This window comes from Vibrio sp. 1F255 (assembly GCF_041439145.1).
Taxonomy (GTDB): Bacteria; Pseudomonadota; Gammaproteobacteria; order Enterobacterales; family Vibrionaceae; genus Vibrio; species Vibrio crassostreae_C.
Genome location: NZ_JBGONQ010000019.1, coordinates 40,805 through 58,350 on the forward strand (window position 1 = coordinate 40,805; position 17,546 = coordinate 58,350).

The window sequence follows — 17,546 nt, forward strand, 5'->3', positions numbered from 1 at the left end:
GGGTAACCTCTCCTTACTTTTCTATTTTTTTATCTATATCGCTAGCAGGTTCCTCTATGCAGTCAGTTCAAGGTACAGATGCTATCCCAGCACCATCAAGCCTTCCAGGCAGTAAAAGCGTCTTCATTAAATGGGGGTTGCTTGGTAGCGTTGGCTTAATAAACGGCTACGCTACAATTCTAATGTATTCTCGCGGTGAGCTCGCTTTTGCGCTGCTTACAGTGATCTTAACGGCTTTGGCACTTTACATTTTTGGTAGTAAAAAAACTTACGCCCACCGTTATATTTACCCAGGTATTGCCGGAATGATCTTGTTCATTCTTTTCCCATTGGCATACACCGTAGGGCTTGCGTTTACTAACTACAGCGCGAAAAACCAACTTTCTCTAGAGCGTACTCAAACCGTTCTTTTAGACCGTTCTTTCCAAAGCGGTGAGAGCTACCCATTTACTTTGTACAAGACAGATGACGGTCACCAGATCGTTGTAAAAGATGGCGATCAACTGTTAGCGACTGACGTATTTTCTCTAGACAATATGACAGAAACAGAGATGGACCTATCTGTTATTGAGTCTGCGCAAGGTGAAAAAGAGAAGATCAAAGCGATCATTCAAAACCGAGCAGCAATCAGTGGTGTTGATTTCAATCTACCTGACGGTGGTGACATCCGCATGAGTGGCTTACGTAAGTTTGCTTCTGTTGCTCCGCTTTACACGCTACAAGACGATGAAGAAACGTTAATCAACAATGAAACGGGTGAAGTTCTCAAGCCAAATATGGATGTGGGTTTCTACCAGCCTGTTGATGCAAATGGTGAGTTTACGGGTAATACCATCTCTCCAGGTTTCGTGGTTAGCATTGGTACGCATAACTTTGAGCGTGTATGGAAAGATGACGGCATTAAAGAACCGTTTATCAGCATCTTTATTTGGACGGTTATCTTCTCGGTATGTACCGTAGCGTTCACGCTAGTTATCGGCCTTGTATTGGCTAACATCGTGCAATGGGAAGAGTTGAAAGGTCGTTCTATTTATCGTGTTCTACTGATTCTGCCTTACGCCGTACCCGCGTTTATCTCGATTCTTATCTTTAAGGGTCTATTCAACCAAAGCTTTGGTGAGATCAACATGGTGCTCGAGAATATCTTCGGCTTAAGCCCGAACTGGTTCTCAGACCCTATCTTAGCGAAAACCATGGTGTTGATGGTTAACACATGGCTAGGTTTCCCTTACATGATGATTCTATGTATGGGTCTGCTTAAAGCGATTCCTGATGATTTATACGAAGCGTCAGCAATCGATGGTGCGAACTTCCTTGATAACTTCAAGCGCATTACGTTCCCATTGATGATTAAACCGCTTACACCGCTATTGATTGCAGCGTTTGCCTTTAACTTCAACAACTTCGTAATGATTCAACTATTGACGAACGGTGGCCCGAACATGATTGGTACTTCTGAGCCAGCGGGTTACACAGACTTGCTTGTAAGCTACACGTACCGAATTGCATTCGAAGGCGGCGGCGGTCAAGACTTCGGTCTAGCAAGTGCTATCGCAACGCTTATCTTCCTATTGGTTGGTGCACTAGCGTTACTAAACCTTCGTTTCACTAAACTGTCTCAAGATTAAGGAGCACGACAATGGCTATGGTACAAGGTAAAGGCCTTAAATACCGAGTGTGGGCAACGCATGCAGTGTTGTGGTGCTTCTTGGCAATGATTATCTTCCCACTACTGATGATCATCGCGATCTCGTTCCGTGAAGGTAACTTCGCAACCGGTAGTTTGATTCCAGATAACCCATCATTGGAACACTGGAAGTTAGCATTGGGTATGTCAGTAACGAACGCAGATGGCTCGGTAACGTCACCTCCGTTCCCTGTGCTAACTTGGTTATGGAACTCAGTGAAGGTTGCAGGTATCACATCGATTCTGATTGTGACACTGTCTACGACATCGGCTTACGCGTTCGCTCGTATGCGCTTTAAAGGTAAGAACACAATCCTGAAAGCGATGATGATTTTCCAAATGTTCCCAGCAGTATTGGCTCTAGTAGCAATCTACGCGCTGTTTGACAAACTTGGTCAATACATTCCGTTCTTAGGCTTGAACACACACGGTGGTCTAATCTTCTCTTACCTAGGTGGTATTGCACTGCACGTATGGACGATTAAGGGTTACTTTGAGACGATTGATAACTCTCTGGAAGAGGCAGCAGCCCTTGATGGTGCAACGCCTTGGCAAGCATTCAGACTGGTTCTACTACCGCTGTCTGTGCCAATCCTAGCGGTTGTGTTTATCTTATCTTTCATCGCGACAGTGGGTGAGGTGCCAGTAGCGTCTATCCTACTTACAGATGTGAACTCTTACACGCTAGCAGTAGGTATGCAGCAGTACCTATACCCTCAGAACTACCTATGGGGTGACTTTGCGGCAGCGGCTGTACTATCAGCACTTCCGATTACTATCGTGTTCTTACTTGCTCAACGTTGGTTAGTTGGTGGTTTGACGGCAGGTGGTGTAAAAGGATAAGCTGTACTCTATAAGAAAGAAAAAGAGCGACCGTTAGGTCGCTCTATATTGGCATTTTTATTACATCATTTGGTTTGGCCGCCGATCAGTAATAAAAATAACCCTCAGGTTACGCATAGCTGGCTACTAATCAGGTTCCTTACGCTATTAATGATTAGTGGTTTTTGTAACTCTAACCCAGGTATTTACTTGGGTTTTTTTATGCCTGCTACTTTTTGTTTTTTGTGTCAGCGTTACTCGTTAACTATCGCGCTCATATCTACTTTAAAACCCAAAGTTTCGAGTTACTTCTCTCCTAAATACCGACCACTTCATTTTGGTTACTTGTAGAAATGAACTAGTCTCACAAATCAGACACTCAGTATAAGTGGCTGTTGTACTATTGATATGTTGTGAATATTCCAATGCGTGATACTTCAATGATTTGTATGCAACAAAACCTGAAATTGCACTGAAAATGTATGGGTAAGCGAGAGGTAGTTACAGAATATCCAAGTGACATTCATGAGGGTTATGGAGGTAGGTTTATTTATGCTTCTGGTTTTTGGTGGGACTTAGAAGTTAGAACTCTTTACTAGAAGGAGCACAACCTAAGTGTTGCAACAACACATAGATACTTTCTTGATCGAGTGCCACGCGACGAAATAGATCGGCAAATGTCGGATCTCCACCGAAACACGTTTGGATATAGTGGTTGATTTCATTGCTGTCGTAGCCTTCGACGTACAAAGTTCTAACCCATTGGTACTCAACAGCCTTTAAATTGTTCAGTGTAGACTCGCTAAGAGTGGGGCGTATGACGCTCAAGAGTGGCTCCAAGAAATTCAAATGCATCTATTATGATTGGCGGTATTTAATCAGAGCAAAATGACGACTTTATTACAGTCAAAATAAATCAGTGAACAAGTGCCGATTCATTTCAACCTTTGGCTGGGTATCACGCTCTTATCGTCTGTATTGGGTGTGCAGCGGATTTGGCTGTGTAGAGCACGAAGGTATCAAATAGATCAATGCCAAGCAGGCGCTTGGCATTGTAATAAGGTTTTGTAGGGGGAGGGCAGCTGGTGGACCTTACTTAAGGTACTTCACGTGAGCTTCCATCTCTTCACCAATCTGTTTTCGCATGTTCATTAGGCGAATAGCCGAATCTCGTAATTCGATGTCTTCTGGCGTCTCTGGTATCCACTCTGGCACTTTAGTCGGATTACCATTCTCATCGACAGCGACCATAATAACGATACAGTGAGTTGTTAGGCGGTTATTGAGCTCTTTAGGGTCGCTTGCTTGCACGTCGATAGCGATATGCATTGAAGATGAACCTGTGTAAATGACCTTTGCACTTACTTCCACAAGGTTGCCTACATGAATTGGGGCAACGAATCGAATTCCGCCTGCATAGGCTGTTATACAGTATTTACCGCTCCAACCTGCGGAACAAGCGTAGGCTGCTAAATCGATCCACTTCATTGCTGCACCACCATGAACTTTACCACCAAAGTTCACATCCCCGGGTTCAGCTAAAAAACGCAGAGTAACGTCTCGTTTACCATCTTGTCGGCTATTGCTACTGCTCATCTATCTTCCTTCATTATTATTTTGCTGCGTAACATGCTTGTTACTTGCTAGTAACAATATACTTAAGATGACATAAGTTAAAGCGGATAATCTCATGGTTAAGACTATTTTTTTCAAACGGATGACGAACCGATGAATATTGATGGTTATTGAGTTTCAAGGTGAGAGATAAACACGGAAAGACAATCGAGAGTAAGCTAAAAGAAAGGGTAGATTGCAAAAAAAACACCTAGCGTAATGCTAGGTGTTTCTAAGCCTTTAGGTACTCATGTCGGTACCTTTTATTGTTTGCCAACTAACCGTTGCTTGTTTGGTTTAGTTAAGGTGACTTTATCGCAATTACCACTAAAGTGGTAGTTAAAACTATTTATTCTTCAGCTCACTTTTACTCTTTTATGAAGTATAGATCCTTCGCGTAGATATTTCCTTTCGGATTGTTGTTAGGGAAGCCTTTGAGTATATTTCGCACTAATCGTGTGTGATTTTAATGATATAAAGGTATAACTGCTGAAGAATAGCTGAGTAACGACTCATCGTGCTGATATAAAGTAAAGCGTTTAGACTAATCTTCCGTTTTACTCGCTTGCTGTAAGGGCTCATCATAGTATGGATTACAGTAGCCACTCTCATTTGCTGTGTGAAACGTGAGTTTGAATTTTTACCCTAATGTGAGCGTTGGGTAATGCGTTTAGCTTTGTTGAGGGAGAGGAGCCTCAAGCCTTGGTTTTCTTCTGATTTGAGCAAGAATGACACCTGAAATCACCATCACACCGCCAATGATGTGGAACTGGTTAATTTCTTCGCCAAGCCATGTCGCAGCTAATACGATCGCAACAACCGGAAGCAAGTTCATGAACATCGCGCTTGAGTCAGCACCAATGGTGTCAATCGCTTTCACCCACATCCAAGGTGCTAAAATCGAAGCGGCAACTGCGGCGTAAGCAATCAATGGGATCGCTTGTTGCGGTGGTAAAAGTTGTTCGCTGGTAAGCCAAAGTGGCGTAAGCATCGCGACAGCAAACAGACCCTGAATGTAAATCACCACCCAGCTACTGATTGGCATTTTCCAGCGTTTCAAGAGCACACAGTAAGAAGCATAAACAAAGGCCGCAATCAGCATATAGCCATCGCCTTGGGTCAATTCTTGATGGATGAAGAACAAAGGATCGCCTTTACCTAACATCAGAGCTAAGCCTGACAGTGACAACACACCACCCACAATACTCAAACTAGAAATGGACTTATGCAACAAAGGAACGCTCAGAAATACACTGATCAATGGGACTAAAGACGTGATCAAGGCCATGTTGGAAGCGGTTGTGGTTAAGCCTGCGTAGTAACCTAGAGATTGGTTCAACACCATGCCTAAAAATCCGAGGAACGCTAATTTCGATAGGTTTGGCTTAATGACAGCCCACTGCTTCATCAACGGGCGAATACAGAAAGGCGTGAGAATTAACATCGCAAAAAACCAGCGGTAAAAACTCATCGCGCTAGGTTCTATGGTGCTTGCAGCAAGCTTGTTGACGATTGCATTGGCGCCCCAGATACAGACTGTAAAAAATGGTAAGAGATAATGCATGTGAATTCCGTCGCAAATGAGTTGATGCGGCTAGTTTGACAGGTCGTTATACTTACAAGTATCTTTAGAAAGACATCAGGCGCGATAGGAAGACAAGTTTGAAAAAACACTCCAGAAACCTTCACCCATCCTTATCAATTGATAAGGCACCATCCAACGTATTTATGAATTTTGAAGCGTTTCTTTCGAACACTGAAACCCGAGTTCATAGCCACTCATGGGGACAGGTTCAATTGATCAGTGGCGGTATATTAGAGATGGAAGCGGAAAGCACCCGATTTCTAGCACCACCACATTTGGCGATTTGGGTACCGGCCGGGGTGATGCATTGCAGTTATAACCGTAAGCCTTTGGACTACTGTTCGCTAAATATCGCCCCAGAACTCACGCAACACCTGCCAGATAAAACCAGCCTTATAAAGATCACGCCGATTGTGTCTTCTATTATCGATGATTTTCGCGATCGTGGGATCAATGTTGCGGAAACCGAGCAAGACCAAAGGCTCGTTCAGGTACTGCTTGACCAACTTGCGCAGCGTGAGGTTGAACACCACTTCTTGCCTTCAACCGATAATAAGTATCTAGCGCCTATATTGGCTTCTGTTGAAGAGAACCCAACCGATGAAGTGACGCTGAAAGATTGGGCTGAACGTGTCCACACCACGGAAAGAACCCTTTCTCGCCACTGCCAGACCGAGCTTGGAATGAGCTTTACCGAGTGGCGACTACGAGTGCGCTACCTGTACTCAATGGACTTGTTAAGAAACGGCCAATCGGTCAAAGAGGTCGCTCTTACATTGGGCTATAACCAAGCAAGCCCATTTATCACCATGTTCAAACGTTACGCGAACCAAACGCCAGAGCAGTATAAGAACCGTTTGTTGTAGTTCGTTGTTGTTCCTAACAGAACGGATGTATTTGTTGTCAGATTTCACCTTTATTAATACAGGACTTAATACCCAGTCAACTCCATATAGCCAGACCCAGAATGAGAACCTTTGATTTCAATTGGCCCTTCCCAATAAGGAACCGACAGCGGCATTTTGGCATTTGGATTGAGTGCCGAGACGGTCAGTTCGATCTGTTGAGTTGGAATCGAAACTTGCCACTTTGTTGGGTAGTCACTCACGTCGATTTTAGTTTGCTTGATGGCGGTTAAGCTGATGTCTTGCTGCTTAATCGTGATGCCGGAGCCATCTTGATTCATCAACTTCGCATGGGAATAACTGGCTTTGCCTGTTGTTGAGTTTCGAAGCTGAAATACCACCAAACTGGTTTCATCACTCAGCCTTAGCGCAAACCAATCCCAACCTTGTTGCGAGTCGAGTAAAAACTGAGAGCTCCATTCTCGGTCTATCCAACCTGTACCGGAAACCTGATGAGTGACTCCATCAATGGTTACCTCACCCGATACATCAATGAATGGTTGGCTGTAGTAATAGGAAGCCACTTTGCCATCGCTACTTTTAGTGCTGTACCCTTGTTCGCCTTGCTTTTGATATGGCGCGTTGTTGGTTAACTTAAGCGAATATCCAAATTGATCCGAGTTGGCGACCAATGTAGCTGGGAACAGGTCATCGGTCGTCGACGTCCATTGCCAATCATCAAGATAGACCCGAAATGGCGAAGTGCTGACACCCGCCAGTTCAGCTTGGTCACGTGACCACTTTTCATCGGCGTAGTGCTTATCTTTAGTGGTGACTGCGCTGTGTGCCATGTAGATTTGCTGACTTTGCCACGTAGTTTCCTTGGTGCTATTGCCACTTTCATGTGGTGCAGCCGCAAAGCGGAACTGTGTCCATTGCACACCTAACACATTGTCTTCTTCATCAATTAAGTTTGCGGTTAAATACCACCATTCATGACGAAAATCTGGATGTGCTTGATGGTCGGCAGGGAAGGCGATGTCGATACCTTTAACTACCGGTGTGAATTGATCAGTCTCTTTTTGTGTTTCATCGTCGGTTTGTTTTCCAGTGCCAAGTATTGAGCCCATATTTTGAGCTGATGGTTGAGTGGATTCATCGCACCCTAAAAGGAGCAAGATGCCAAGTGTGAGAACGAAAACTCTCATTGTTCGATTCATCACAACACCTCACTCTGTAAACTGGATACCACGGGTTTGCTGACCAAACGCCACAGTGGAATCAAGGTCGCAATCACTGCCACTAAAATGGTGATGGTTGCGATGCTGAGTGCATCACTCCAATTCCATACGTAATTTAAGCTCCAACCAAAGGCGCGTAGGGTAACGATGTCCGTCAACACATAACCGACCATAGCGCCGAGTGGTAAAGCGATAACCAGAGTGAAGGCGACCAGAACAACGATTTGCCCGACCACCATCGCCATCAATTTTTTCTGACTAACACCGAGCGCATACAGCCTTGCAATGGCGGCTTTGCGTGCATCGAGCAACATGAAACAGGCGCAGAACAACCCAATCACCGCCACCATTAAAGTGACGCCATTAAGCGCCCGAGTGATAGCAAAGGTTTGTGAGAAGATATCTAAAGCGATCGATTTGATCTGTGCTTGATCGTAAAGCTGACTTGGGTGCAGATTGAGTTGTTGGCGTAGCTGTTCGTACACCACTTGTGGGTCGCCAGAGACTTTGATTCCCAAGCTGGTGGGTAAGTCAGTAAATCCGTTTTCGAACCAAAAATTAGGTGCAAGTAACACTTCGCCATTCGGTGAGCCATAATCGTGGAAAATCGCCCCGACGATGAGTGTTTTGTCTTGGATCGCGTCGAGCTTGAGTTGGCTTCCAAGGGACAAGCCGAGCTTCACTGCCGTAGGTTCGCTGATCGCAACTAATTCACCTTGGTAAAAGCGCGTCCAGAAATCATCAAGGTGGGATTGAAATACCATGGTTTGCTCAAGTGTGTCTTTGTCTTTGGTGCCGAGCAAAGTAGGTAAGCCCTGCAAGTTATCGTCGACATAATATTGCTTATAAACGGTTTCAACATTTTCAAACTGCTCTAACGCACGTTCCACATTCGCGATTTCACCTTGGGCAGGGCTAACGTAAATATCGGCATGTAAGCGCTGTTCAAGCCATTGCTTTAACGTGGATTCAAAGCTGCCGACTAAGGTATTCATTCCCATGTTAGCGGTGACGGCGAGAAGCAACGCCATCATGGCAAGTGAGAGAGGGGAGATAAGTTCACGCAGCTCAGCGAACAGATATTGTATTAACCCCGATTGGGTACGTTTTTCGCTCCAGTTCGCTAGCACGCTGAGTGTTTTGGGCAAATACAAAGGAATCGACACCACTAACACACCGAGCCATGCCATGGTGAAGCGATGATGTTCGCTCAGCCATAACCCTGCTAACGCGACAATGGTTAATACTGACCCGATAACAAACAGCTGATTTTCGTTAGACGTTTCCGGCGCTTGATAGAAACCGCCATGGGAAGAGAGGGGTTGTCGCACTCGCTGTTTAAAGTGCTGCCAACACGCGACAAGCGTTGCGGCTAGCGTGAGTAGCAGTGCCTGCACTAACCATTGCCACTGCCATGTGCCGGGAAGCAGTGTTGCACCATAAAGTTGCTCAAGCGTTATTGCGACGGTGGGATGTAGCCAATGGCTGAGTTGAATGCCGAGAATGAAACCAAGCGACGCGCCCAGTGTGACTAAAACAGTCAGCTCGACTAACAGAGCTGAAAATACGATGCTTGGCGCAATCCCAGCTTGTTGAATTTGTACCAACAGCCGATTACGCTTCAGTAAACTGTACTTCACACCATTGTAAGCGATGAATAGGCCAACCAAAAACGCCAACAGACTCATGGCGGTGAGATTGAGGTGAAAGCTATCGGTAATTGAACCCAGATCCGTACTTTGGTTGTTGGAAATCCATCGTCCTTGCTCGCCAATAAGGCTTTGCCATTTATCCTGAGGATTGCTCTTAGTGTCAAAAATAGCGATGTAGCTCAGTTGCCCTTGTTTGTTAAGCAGTTGCTGAGCGAACCCAATATCCATCAACATTCGGCTACCTAGCTGCCATTCATCTGGTAGCACTACCACTTGAGTGAGCACTTCATCCAAAGTGAGTGCGTCTACTTCTCCCAAGTTCTGGTGTTGTGATTGGCTCATCATCACAATGGGTTCACCCGCTAAGACTTGCGGCAAAGGTAAGGAATTGTCGAACAGGGAAATGTTTGGCTCTTTGGCTTGAGTATTGCTTTTTTCGTCGATGCGAGCGTGGCGAGCTCTTGAAGTGAGGGCGGCGATTAGCTCACTGCCTTGAACTGACCAACGTCGACCTTGCTCGTCTCTTACTCGCCCTTCTATAACAGGTAGCGCAGCGCTTAATCCACTTTGTCTTAAGCTGAAGTAGAGCGATTCCGGCAAATAGTTTTGCCCTGCTGGTGGAATGATAAGGTTCTGCGCTTGAGCGCTAAGTTGCTCGGTCGATTCTGCATAACTGCGCTTGGCATTGAGGTTGATGGCTTGCACTGCGACAAACAAGGTGACCGCTAACACAATGCCGATCAGAATCGCTGCGGCTTGCAATGGTGATTGACGATAGTGCGCCGCGAATAGATTCAGAGTCAGTTTGGTATGTGTGAGCTGGTTCTGAGCGAAGCCAGTTTGCTTCATTGAATGACTCACAACGTTGCTGCTCTTGGGGTTAGATCTACGTTCCTTAAACAACCATCGTCTAACACCAATTTTGTCTGCATAAAGCTGGCGCATTCTGGGCTGTGCGTAACCAAAAGCACGGCAGTGTTGCCTTGTGTAGTGATTTCACTCAGCAGTTTCATAACCTCTAACCCTGCTTTGTGGTCGAGGTTGCCTGTGGGTTCGTCGGCAAGCAATAGTTTGGGTTTATGGGCTAGCGCACGCGCTATTGCGACTCGTTGTTGTTGACCGCCAGAGAGTGCAGATACATGCCTATCGAGCAATTCACTGATGCCTAACGCTTCCACTAAGTAATCGCACCAGTCGCCCCATTTTTGTTGATTTAAATGGAGAGGGAAGGCGATGTTCTGTTTTACGTTGAGTGGGGTTAACAAGTTGAACTGTTGAAAGACAACGCCCAAATTTTGATGGCGGAATCGGCTCCACTGTGGATCTTTCCAATCTAATGAGTTCTCGCCATCGAGCCACAACTCACCACCAGATAGAGGTTCAAACCCCGCAATGATGTTCAGCAGAGTACTTTTCCCGCTACCACTCGCCCCTGTCAAAGCCACGCTTGCCCCTGTTGCCAAAGCGAAGTCGACATTTTCCAACACGCTATGAGTGTCTTTACCATCAACAAAGCTTTTGCTGGCATGTGTGAGTGTGACAATTGGGCTTTCCATTTCCTTTCCTTATAAACAAAACCTACCATCAAAAGGTGTCGTTACTTGTGGCAATTACTGAAGCGACAAGCTCTATAAAACTGTAGACAACAATTTGAAAAAGAAAGCGATTTATATCGAATAATTAATAACTTGTACTGCGAAAAGAGAGAAATAGATCAGTGTGAGGAGGAATACAGGTGTTTGTGGGAGCTTAGAGTCACCTCAGAGGCTTTTGGATTTTTCGTCAGATGGTTGGTGACCATGTTTAAGTGCAATAAATCATGGTTTAACGTGTTAAAGGTTTTCTTTATGAAAGTGTGTTGGGGGAGGGGGATAGTGCTGTTTCTCTAACTTGTTAATGCCCCCAAGTTTCTTAGAGTATTAATTCTCTTGTTTTTACCCACTTTAGTTAGCCAAGTTCAACTAATCATTGTTTCATGTTTACTTGGTGGATTCTTATTACTGTCTCTGTGCAGACATTTCGTGTCCTCCCCTCTCCTGAGTTATACGCTTTGGTCTAAATAGGCAAGTATTCGCAATATCATTCAATCTATGTAAGTGGTGATTACAAGCTGTTCTAACAATTATAATTCCTTATTAATGAATGACTGTTTTTATAAGTTTCGGGCATTTGTGTTTAATAGTCCACAATATCAGTCACAAATCGGTCAATAACGGGCTTGATGGCGATTTCGTCACAGTTTTGCCATTTTTTCATTGGTAAATTAATAATCAAGCAAGCGGGAGACCATTATGAGAAGCCTACAAATTGTTGAACTAATAAATGATCAAAGAAGTGCAACCGTCGAAGAAATAGCAGAAGCCTTTAATGTTTCTGTGGAAACCATTCGTCGAGATTTAAAAAAGCTTGATGAATCGGGCGCACTTAAAAGAGTTCATGGTGGGGCTATTAGTGTTCAAGAAATTGATGAAGGTCTTTCTTTTCATGCGCGTTCTAAGGACTATATAGAAGAAAAGGAATTACTGGTAAGCAAAGCGTTAGATTATATTAAAGAAGAAATGGTAATAGGTTTAGACGCAAGTTCATCGAGTTGGTGTCTCGCTCGAGAGATTCCAAATATCAGTTGCACTATTATTACCAATTCTCTTCAGAATGTTATTGCCCTTGAAGGTAAAAGTAATATTAATGTAATTTGTACTGGTGGCAGTTATTCCGAGAAGTACAGTAGTTTCTATGGTCCACTAGCAGTGGAGACACTGTCTAATATGTCTTTGGACGTCTGCTTCTTTTCCTGCGTTGGGTTTGATTATGACTCAGGAGTTTGGGATTCAAATGAATATAACTATCAAATAAAAAGAAGTTTTATCGATATATCTGATCAAGTTATTCTAATTGCCGATAAATCTAAATACAAAAAAAGAAGTCTTCTTAAAATATGTGATAACGAATCGGTAGATGTAGTAATAACTGATTTGTAATAACGTGAAACAAAATAAACTTTAAAATAAAAATAAATAATTTAATTAATAAATAAGGATATCTTATGAATGATACTCTCAATATAAGTTCGTCTGAAACACAGAGGAATAATAAAGTAGAGGTAATACCAAAGGAAATTAAATTTGCTTTTTGGCTACTATGTTGTTGTTTTGCCATGTGGGGTTTGGCAAATAACATGACTGATGTACTTATTGCACAGTTTCGAAAAGTATTTACTTTAACCGATATGCAATCCGGTTTGGTACAAACGGCTTTCTATGGCGCTTATTTTTGTTTGGCTCTTCCCGCTGCGCTTTTCATACAGCGATACAGTTATAAAGCCGGAGTGCTTTTGGGCCTTGGATTGTTTGCAACCGGCGCACTGCTATTTTATCCCGCCGCGCAAGCAATGGAATATTTACCTTTCTTGCTGGCATTATTTGTTCTAGCTGGCGGTCTCTCCATTCTAGAAACAAGTGCCAACCCATACATATTAGCGATGGGTCCTGAAGAAACCGCAACTCGACGTCTAAATATTGCTCAAGCTTGTAACCCTATTGGTTCGATCACTGGGGTGTTAATTGGCAAATTTTACATCTTATCGCAACTAAACCCTGCAACGGATAGTGAACGTGCGGCCATGGCTGCTGACGAACTAGCGAAAATTCAATCTGACGAACTGTACGCAGTAATGATGCCCTATATGGGCGTAGCAGTTGTTATTGCTTTAATTTGGCTATTGATTCTTAAAACTAAGATGCCGGCCGCAAAGGACACAAGTACTACCGGTGAGTCTACATTTGGTCAGGCGTACCGCTGTATTGTCAAGCGAAGCCACTTCACCAAAGGCGTGTTAGCTCAGTTTTTCTATGTCGGTGCGCAAATTGGTTGTTGGTCATGGACTATTCGTTACGTGATGCAAGAAGTCGGCGGTACAGAAGCAGAAGCATCAACATACCTACTGACATCTATTGTGATTTTCTCTGTCATGCGCTGGGTTTGTGTCGCGCTGATGAAACACATTGAACCACAAAAACTACTTGCTGCTTTGGCTGCGATCGCTGCGATTTTAGTCGCTGTAATCATGGTAGTGGGTGGGTTAGCAGGAGCTTATGCACTAGTCGGTGTGTCTGCATGTATGTCTCTGATGTTCCCGACTATTTTTGGGCTATCACTGAGAGATTTAGGGTCTGATTCAAAGTTTGGTGGAAGCTTCTTAATCATGGCAATCCTGGGTGGTGCACTGCTAACCGCCATCATGGGGCAAATCTCAGATGCAGCAGGCATTGGTGCCGCATTTGTTATCCCATTCATTGGCTTCGTTTACCTAGTGTACTACGGCGCAAAAGGTTACCAAGTAAAGAATTATCCACAGGGGCAGCATTAACCTGCCCCCTGAATTAAAGAAATAATAAGGAACATCAATGATGTCACAGTTAGTTAAAATCGGTATTCGTCCTACCATCGACGGTCGTCAAATGGGTGTACGCGAATCTCTTGAAGATCAAACTATGGGAATGGCTCAGCGCGCAGCTCATTTTATTCAAGAGAATATTCGCCATGCTAGCGGAGAGAAAGTGGAGTGTGTCCTTGCCGACTCTTGTATTGGTGGTGTAGCAGAATCTGCTGCGACGGCTGACAAATTTAAACGTGAAAATGTGGGCCTTGTACTGACAGTAACACCGTGTTGGTGTTATGGCACAGAAACCATTGATATGGACCCGCATACACCAAAAGCCATCTGGGGTTTCAATGGTACTGAGCGTCCAGGTGCAGTATACCTAGCCGCCGCGATGGCAGGCCACTCACAAGTGGGTTTACCGGCATTCTCAATTTACGGCAAAGAAGTGCAAGACGCAGGAGACGAGTCAATCCCAAGTGACGTACAGGACAAGATTCTTCGCTTCTGCCGTGCAGGTTTAGCCGTCGCGTCAATGCGCGGTAAATCTTATCTCTCGATGGGCTCTGTATCTATGGGCATCGCGGGCTCTGTGGTTAACCCTGAGTTCTTCCAGAAGTATCTGGGCATGCGTAATGAATATGTCGATATGACAGAAATCAAACGCCGTTTGGATCGAGAAGTCTATGACAAGAAAGAGTTTGAACTGGCACGTGCTTGGGTACGAGACTGGTGTAAAGAAGGTAAAGATTATAACGGCACCCCTTTCACCGAAGAGCGTAAAGCAGAGGATTGGGATACCGTCATTAAGATGACCATGATCATGCGCGATTTGATGCAAGGCAACCCAAAACTTGCAGAGCTAGGCTTTGGTGAAGAATCGCTAGGACACAATGCTATTCTGGCTGGCTTCCAAGGTCAGCGTCATTGGACCGATCATTTGCCCAATGGCGATTTTTCAGAGGCCATCTTGAACTCCTCATTTGATTGGAACGGCATTCGTGAACCAATCTGTGTGGCAACAGAAAACGACGCGTTGAACGGCGTAAATATGATGTTTGGTAAGCTACTGACGGGTGAGGCTCAGGTTTTCCATGATGTTCGTACCTACTGGTCTGAAGATGCGGTAGAGCGTGTGACAGGGACCCGCCCAGATTCCGGTTTCTTGCACCTGGTTAACTCTGGCTCAGCAGCGCTCGATGGGGCAGGTAAAGCGAGAACAGCTGATGGTAAGCCGGCGATGAAACCGCACTGGGAACTGACACAAGCCGACGTTGAAGCGTCTCTAAATGCAACGAAATGGTGCCCAGCCATTGAAGAATACTTCCGTGGGGGCGGCTTCTCGTCTCAGTTCCTAACTGAAGGTGGCATGCCATTTACTATGCATCGAATCAACATTATCTCGGGTATTGGTCCAGTGCTGCAAATTGCTGAGGGGCACTCTATCGAACTGCCAGAAGATGTTCATAATACCCTAAATGAGCGCACTAACGCGACTTGGCCAACGACCTGGTTCGTCCCTCGCTTGACTGGCCAAGGCGCATTTAAATCGGTTTATGACGTTATGGCAAACTGGGGCGCTAACCACTGTGTTATCACTTCAGGCCACGTTGGCGGCGATTTAATCTCTCTCGCTGCAATGCTGCGTATTCCGGTATCGATGCATAACGTGGATAGCCAAGACATCTTTCGTCCGCATACTTGGTCTGCATTTGGTCAGGATGTTGAGGGACAGGACTATCGCGCTTGTCAGAACTTCGGCCCTATCTATAAGTAATTCAATAGGTAACTAATTTTGCCTGCCCCAACTTGGGGTAGGCCTTAAAGGGGTGAGTTATGTCGATTGCTATTATTCTTGATTGCGGAGCCACCAACGTCCGCTCTATTGCGATTAACCAGCAAGGTGAAATTGTTGCGTCGCACTATATTGCTAATGAAACGCTACAGAATGGCACTAAACATGTTTGGGATTTTCAACAGATTTGGAAAAAGCTTGTTGAGTGTTCAAAGCAGGTAACGGCTCAAATTAATTCGACGGATATTGTTGCCGTTTCTGTCACTACCTTTGGAGTGGACGGGGCGCCCTTCGATAAAGATGGAAAGCAGATCTATCCCATTATTTCTTGGAAATGTGCTCGTACCGCGCCTGTGATGAGCCAGATCTCGCAAGATATTGACCGCGATGAACTGTATTTGACCAACGGCATCGGGGATTATTCGTTCAATACCTTATTCAAGCTTAAGTGGTTGAAAGACAACGAACCAAAAGTCTATAGCAATATGGATAAGTGGGTGTTTATTTCGTCGATGTTGACACAAAAGCTGACGGGCGAATTAACAACCGATCGAACGATGGCTGGCACGTCGATGATGACGGACCTAGACAGCGGTGACTGGAATGAAGGGGTATTACAGTACCTAGAGCTGACGAAGGCGCACTTTCCTCCCATGGTTGAAGCGGGCGAAATAGTGAGTTGTTTAAAAGACGATGTCGCCTTCCTGCTTGGCATTCCAAACAGAGTTCCAGTGATTTCAGCAGGTCACGACACTCAGTTTGCTTTGTTCGGCTCTGGTGCCAAAGAGAATCAGTCTTTCTTAAGCTCAGGGACTTGGGAGATCTTGATGGCTCGTTCGCCACGTCCTCAGTTAAAACCTGACTATCTCAAAGAGGGCATGACAACAGAGCTTGATGCTAAAAATGATTTGTTTAACCCAGCAATCCAATGGCTCTCTAGTGCAGTAATGGAATGGGTCGCCAACACCTACTTTACGGATATTGCCGAGAGCAGCAGTAAATACGCGGTGATGGTTTCGGAAGGGGAAGCGGCCCCTATCGGTGCAAATGGCGTTAGGTTCGATCCATCCTTTTTACTTGGTGGTGACGGTAAAGGAAATGGTGCGATTACTGGCCTGTCCATTAATGCCACAAGGGGCGAGATATACCGCGCCGCTCTAGAAGGACTGGCCTTCAAACTCAAGAGCAGTCTGCACTATCTTTCCACGACTTGTCGCTTAAATACCGAGTGTTTAATAGTGGTGGGTGGTGGGTCTAAAAATAGACTGTGGAACCAAATAAGAGCTGACGTTGTTGGCATCCCTATCCATGTGGTTGAACAGCCTGAAGCCACAGTGACGGGGGCAGCGATGTATGCCTTTGCAGGGGCTGGGGTATTTATTGATGCCAATCATGCCCAAGAAAATATGAAGCCTGCTTACCAAGTCATCACCCCGTCTGAGAGCCGTGAACAATACGCCCAGTTATTGGAGGAAATACACAATGCTTAAAGGAATCCATCCGGCAATAAGCCCAGAACTGCTTGCCGTATTAAGTCGAATGGGGCATGGCGATGAAATTCTGTTTGCCGACGCCCATTTTCCTGCGGAGACGTTTGGATCGCATGTGGTGCTAAGAGCCGATGGCGTGAATATCGATACGCTGTTAGAGGGCACAATACCGCTATTTGAGCTCGACGTGTACTGCCAAAGCCCGCTGATCATGATGCAAGCAGTAGAGGGTGACCAGCTCGACCCAACAGTTGAATCGAAATACATGGCGGCAATCACAAAGACCACGAAAGACAAGCCTGCATTAGAACACATGGGTCGTTTTGATTTTTACGACCGCGCCGAAAAATGCTTTGCAGTTGTACTGACGGGCGAAACCGCTAAATACGGAAACATCATTTTAAAGAAAGGCGTAACGCCAGCTTAAGGAAGTAATA

The 17,546-nt window shown here is 45.0% G+C and carries 14 protein-coding genes and 1 pseudogene; 8 read left to right on the plus strand and 7 right to left on the minus strand.

Going from position 1 to position 17,546, the window contains the following annotated elements; all coding sequences use genetic code 11:
- The first annotated feature begins 56 nt into the window (after positions 1-56).
- A complete protein-coding gene (gene malF, locus ACED41_RS12100; RefSeq protein WP_017060049.1) occupies positions 57-1,628 on the plus strand; it encodes a maltose ABC transporter permease MalF in 1,572 nt (523 codons plus the stop codon).
- Positions 1,629-1,639: 11 nt separating this feature from the next.
- Positions 1,640-2,530, plus strand: a complete 891-nt coding sequence (gene malG, locus ACED41_RS12105; RefSeq protein ID WP_017060050.1) for a maltose ABC transporter permease MalG — start codon at positions 1,640-1,642, stop codon at positions 2,528-2,530.
- A 561-nt stretch (positions 2,531-3,091) separates the two neighbouring features.
- On the opposite strand, the gene ACED41_RS12110 is transcribed toward malG, so the two are convergent.
- The 4 genes and pseudogenes from ACED41_RS12110 to ACED41_RS12125 form a co-directional block, all read right to left on the minus strand.
- On the minus strand, positions 3,092-3,364 hold the full coding sequence (locus ACED41_RS12110) for a hypothetical protein (protein ID WP_019822928.1): 273 nt from the start codon (positions 3,362-3,364) through the stop codon (positions 3,092-3,094).
- Positions 3,365-3,601: 237 nt separating this feature from the next.
- On the minus strand, positions 3,602-4,105 hold the full coding sequence (locus tag ACED41_RS12115; protein ID WP_019822926.1) for an acyl-CoA thioesterase: 504 nt from the start codon (positions 4,103-4,105) through the stop codon (positions 3,602-3,604).
- A 385-nt stretch (positions 4,106-4,490) separates the two neighbouring features.
- A pseudogene (locus tag ACED41_RS12120) lies at positions 4,491-4,745 on the minus strand (peptide ABC transporter substrate-binding protein); the annotation flags it as partial.
- A gap of 48 nt (positions 4,746-4,793) precedes the next feature.
- Positions 4,794-5,687, minus strand: a complete 894-nt coding sequence (locus ACED41_RS12125) for a DMT family transporter (RefSeq protein ID WP_371725029.1) — start codon at positions 5,685-5,687, stop codon at positions 4,794-4,796.
- Between the two features lie 98 nt (positions 5,688-5,785).
- Between ACED41_RS12125 and ACED41_RS12130 the strand changes: the two genes are divergently transcribed.
- Complete coding sequence (locus ACED41_RS12130; protein WP_012600208.1) at positions 5,786-6,574, plus strand: helix-turn-helix domain-containing protein; 789 nt, start codon at positions 5,786-5,788, stop codon at positions 6,572-6,574.
- A 65-nt stretch (positions 6,575-6,639) separates the two neighbouring features.
- Here the strand turns inward: ACED41_RS12130 and ACED41_RS12135 are convergent, their stop codons facing one another.
- From ACED41_RS12135 to ACED41_RS12145, 3 genes are read right to left on the minus strand one after another with little or no spacing between them, the layout of a single operon-like run.
- Positions 6,640-7,761, minus strand: a complete 1,122-nt coding sequence (locus ACED41_RS12135; RefSeq protein ID WP_371725049.1) for a lipocalin-like domain-containing protein — start codon at positions 7,759-7,761, stop codon at positions 6,640-6,642.
- An 11-nt stretch (positions 7,762-7,772) separates the two neighbouring features.
- Positions 7,773-10,295, minus strand: coding sequence for an FtsX-like permease family protein (locus tag ACED41_RS12140; protein WP_371725030.1), 2,523 nt, complete (start codon positions 10,293-10,295; stop codon positions 7,773-7,775).
- Between the two features lie 8 nt (positions 10,296-10,303).
- On the minus strand, positions 10,304-11,002 hold the full coding sequence (locus ACED41_RS12145; protein WP_371725031.1) for an ABC transporter ATP-binding protein: 699 nt from the start codon (positions 11,000-11,002) through the stop codon (positions 10,304-10,306).
- A gap of 735 nt (positions 11,003-11,737) precedes the next feature.
- Between ACED41_RS12145 and ACED41_RS12150 the strand changes: the two genes are divergently transcribed.
- From ACED41_RS12150 to fucU, 5 genes are all read left to right on the plus strand, one after another.
- The gene (locus ACED41_RS12150) at positions 11,738-12,424 is read left to right on the plus strand and encodes a DeoR/GlpR family DNA-binding transcription regulator (protein WP_371725032.1); all 687 of its coding nucleotides are present in this window, start codon (positions 11,738-11,740) and stop codon (positions 12,422-12,424) included.
- A gap of 65 nt (positions 12,425-12,489) precedes the next feature.
- On the plus strand, positions 12,490-13,812 hold the full coding sequence (gene fucP / locus ACED41_RS12155; RefSeq protein WP_371725033.1) for an L-fucose:H+ symporter permease: 1,323 nt from the start codon (positions 12,490-12,492) through the stop codon (positions 13,810-13,812).
- Between the two features lie 40 nt (positions 13,813-13,852).
- Positions 13,853-15,601 (plus strand): L-fucose isomerase, encoded by a 1,749-nt coding sequence (locus ACED41_RS12160; RefSeq protein WP_029236428.1) that lies wholly within the window; start codon positions 13,853-13,855, stop codon positions 15,599-15,601.
- Between the two features lie 59 nt (positions 15,602-15,660).
- Positions 15,661-17,109 carry an L-fuculokinase gene (gene fucK, locus ACED41_RS12165; RefSeq protein WP_371725034.1) on the plus strand — a complete coding sequence of 483 codons (1,449 nt, stop codon included), beginning with the start codon at positions 15,661-15,663 and terminating at the stop codon, positions 17,107-17,109.
- On the plus strand, positions 17,102-17,536 hold the full coding sequence (fucU, locus tag ACED41_RS12170; protein WP_371725035.1) for an L-fucose mutarotase: 435 nt from the start codon (positions 17,102-17,104) through the stop codon (positions 17,534-17,536). Before fucK ends, fucU begins: the two co-directional genes overlap by 8 nt.
- Positions 17,537-17,546: the final 10 nt, after the last annotated feature.

Coding starts and splice junctions, on each gene's coding strand:
- ACED41_RS12145 (WP_371725031.1), bottom strand. CDS start 11,002: ATGGAAAGCCCAATTGTCACACTCACACATGCCAGCAAAAGCTTTGTT.
- fucU (WP_371725035.1), top strand. CDS start 17,102: ATGCTTAAAGGAATCCATCCGGCAATAAGCCCAGAACTGCTTGCCGTA.
- malG (WP_017060050.1), top strand. CDS start 1,640: ATGGCTATGGTACAAGGTAAAGGCCTTAAATACCGAGTGTGGGCAACG.
- malF (WP_017060049.1), top strand. CDS start 57: ATGCAGTCAGTTCAAGGTACAGATGCTATCCCAGCACCATCAAGCCTT.
- fucK (WP_371725034.1), top strand. CDS start 15,661: ATGTCGATTGCTATTATTCTTGATTGCGGAGCCACCAACGTCCGCTCT.
- ACED41_RS12135 (WP_371725049.1), bottom strand. CDS start 7,761: ATGAGAGTTTTCGTTCTCACACTTGGCATCTTGCTCCTTTTAGGGTGC.
- ACED41_RS12115 (WP_019822926.1), bottom strand. CDS start 4,105: ATGAGCAGTAGCAATAGCCGACAAGATGGTAAACGAGACGTTACTCTG.
- ACED41_RS12160 (WP_029236428.1), top strand. CDS start 13,853: ATGTCACAGTTAGTTAAAATCGGTATTCGTCCTACCATCGACGGTCGT.
- ACED41_RS12110 (WP_019822928.1), bottom strand. CDS start 3,364: ATGCATTTGAATTTCTTGGAGCCACTCTTGAGCGTCATACGCCCCACT.
- ACED41_RS12140 (WP_371725030.1), bottom strand. CDS start 10,295: ATGAAGCAAACTGGCTTCGCTCAGAACCAGCTCACACATACCAAACTG.
- fucP (WP_371725033.1), top strand. CDS start 12,490: ATGAATGATACTCTCAATATAAGTTCGTCTGAAACACAGAGGAATAAT.
- ACED41_RS12150 (WP_371725032.1), top strand. CDS start 11,738: ATGAGAAGCCTACAAATTGTTGAACTAATAAATGATCAAAGAAGTGCA.
- ACED41_RS12125 (WP_371725029.1), bottom strand. CDS start 5,687: ATGCATTATCTCTTACCATTTTTTACAGTCTGTATCTGGGGCGCCAAT.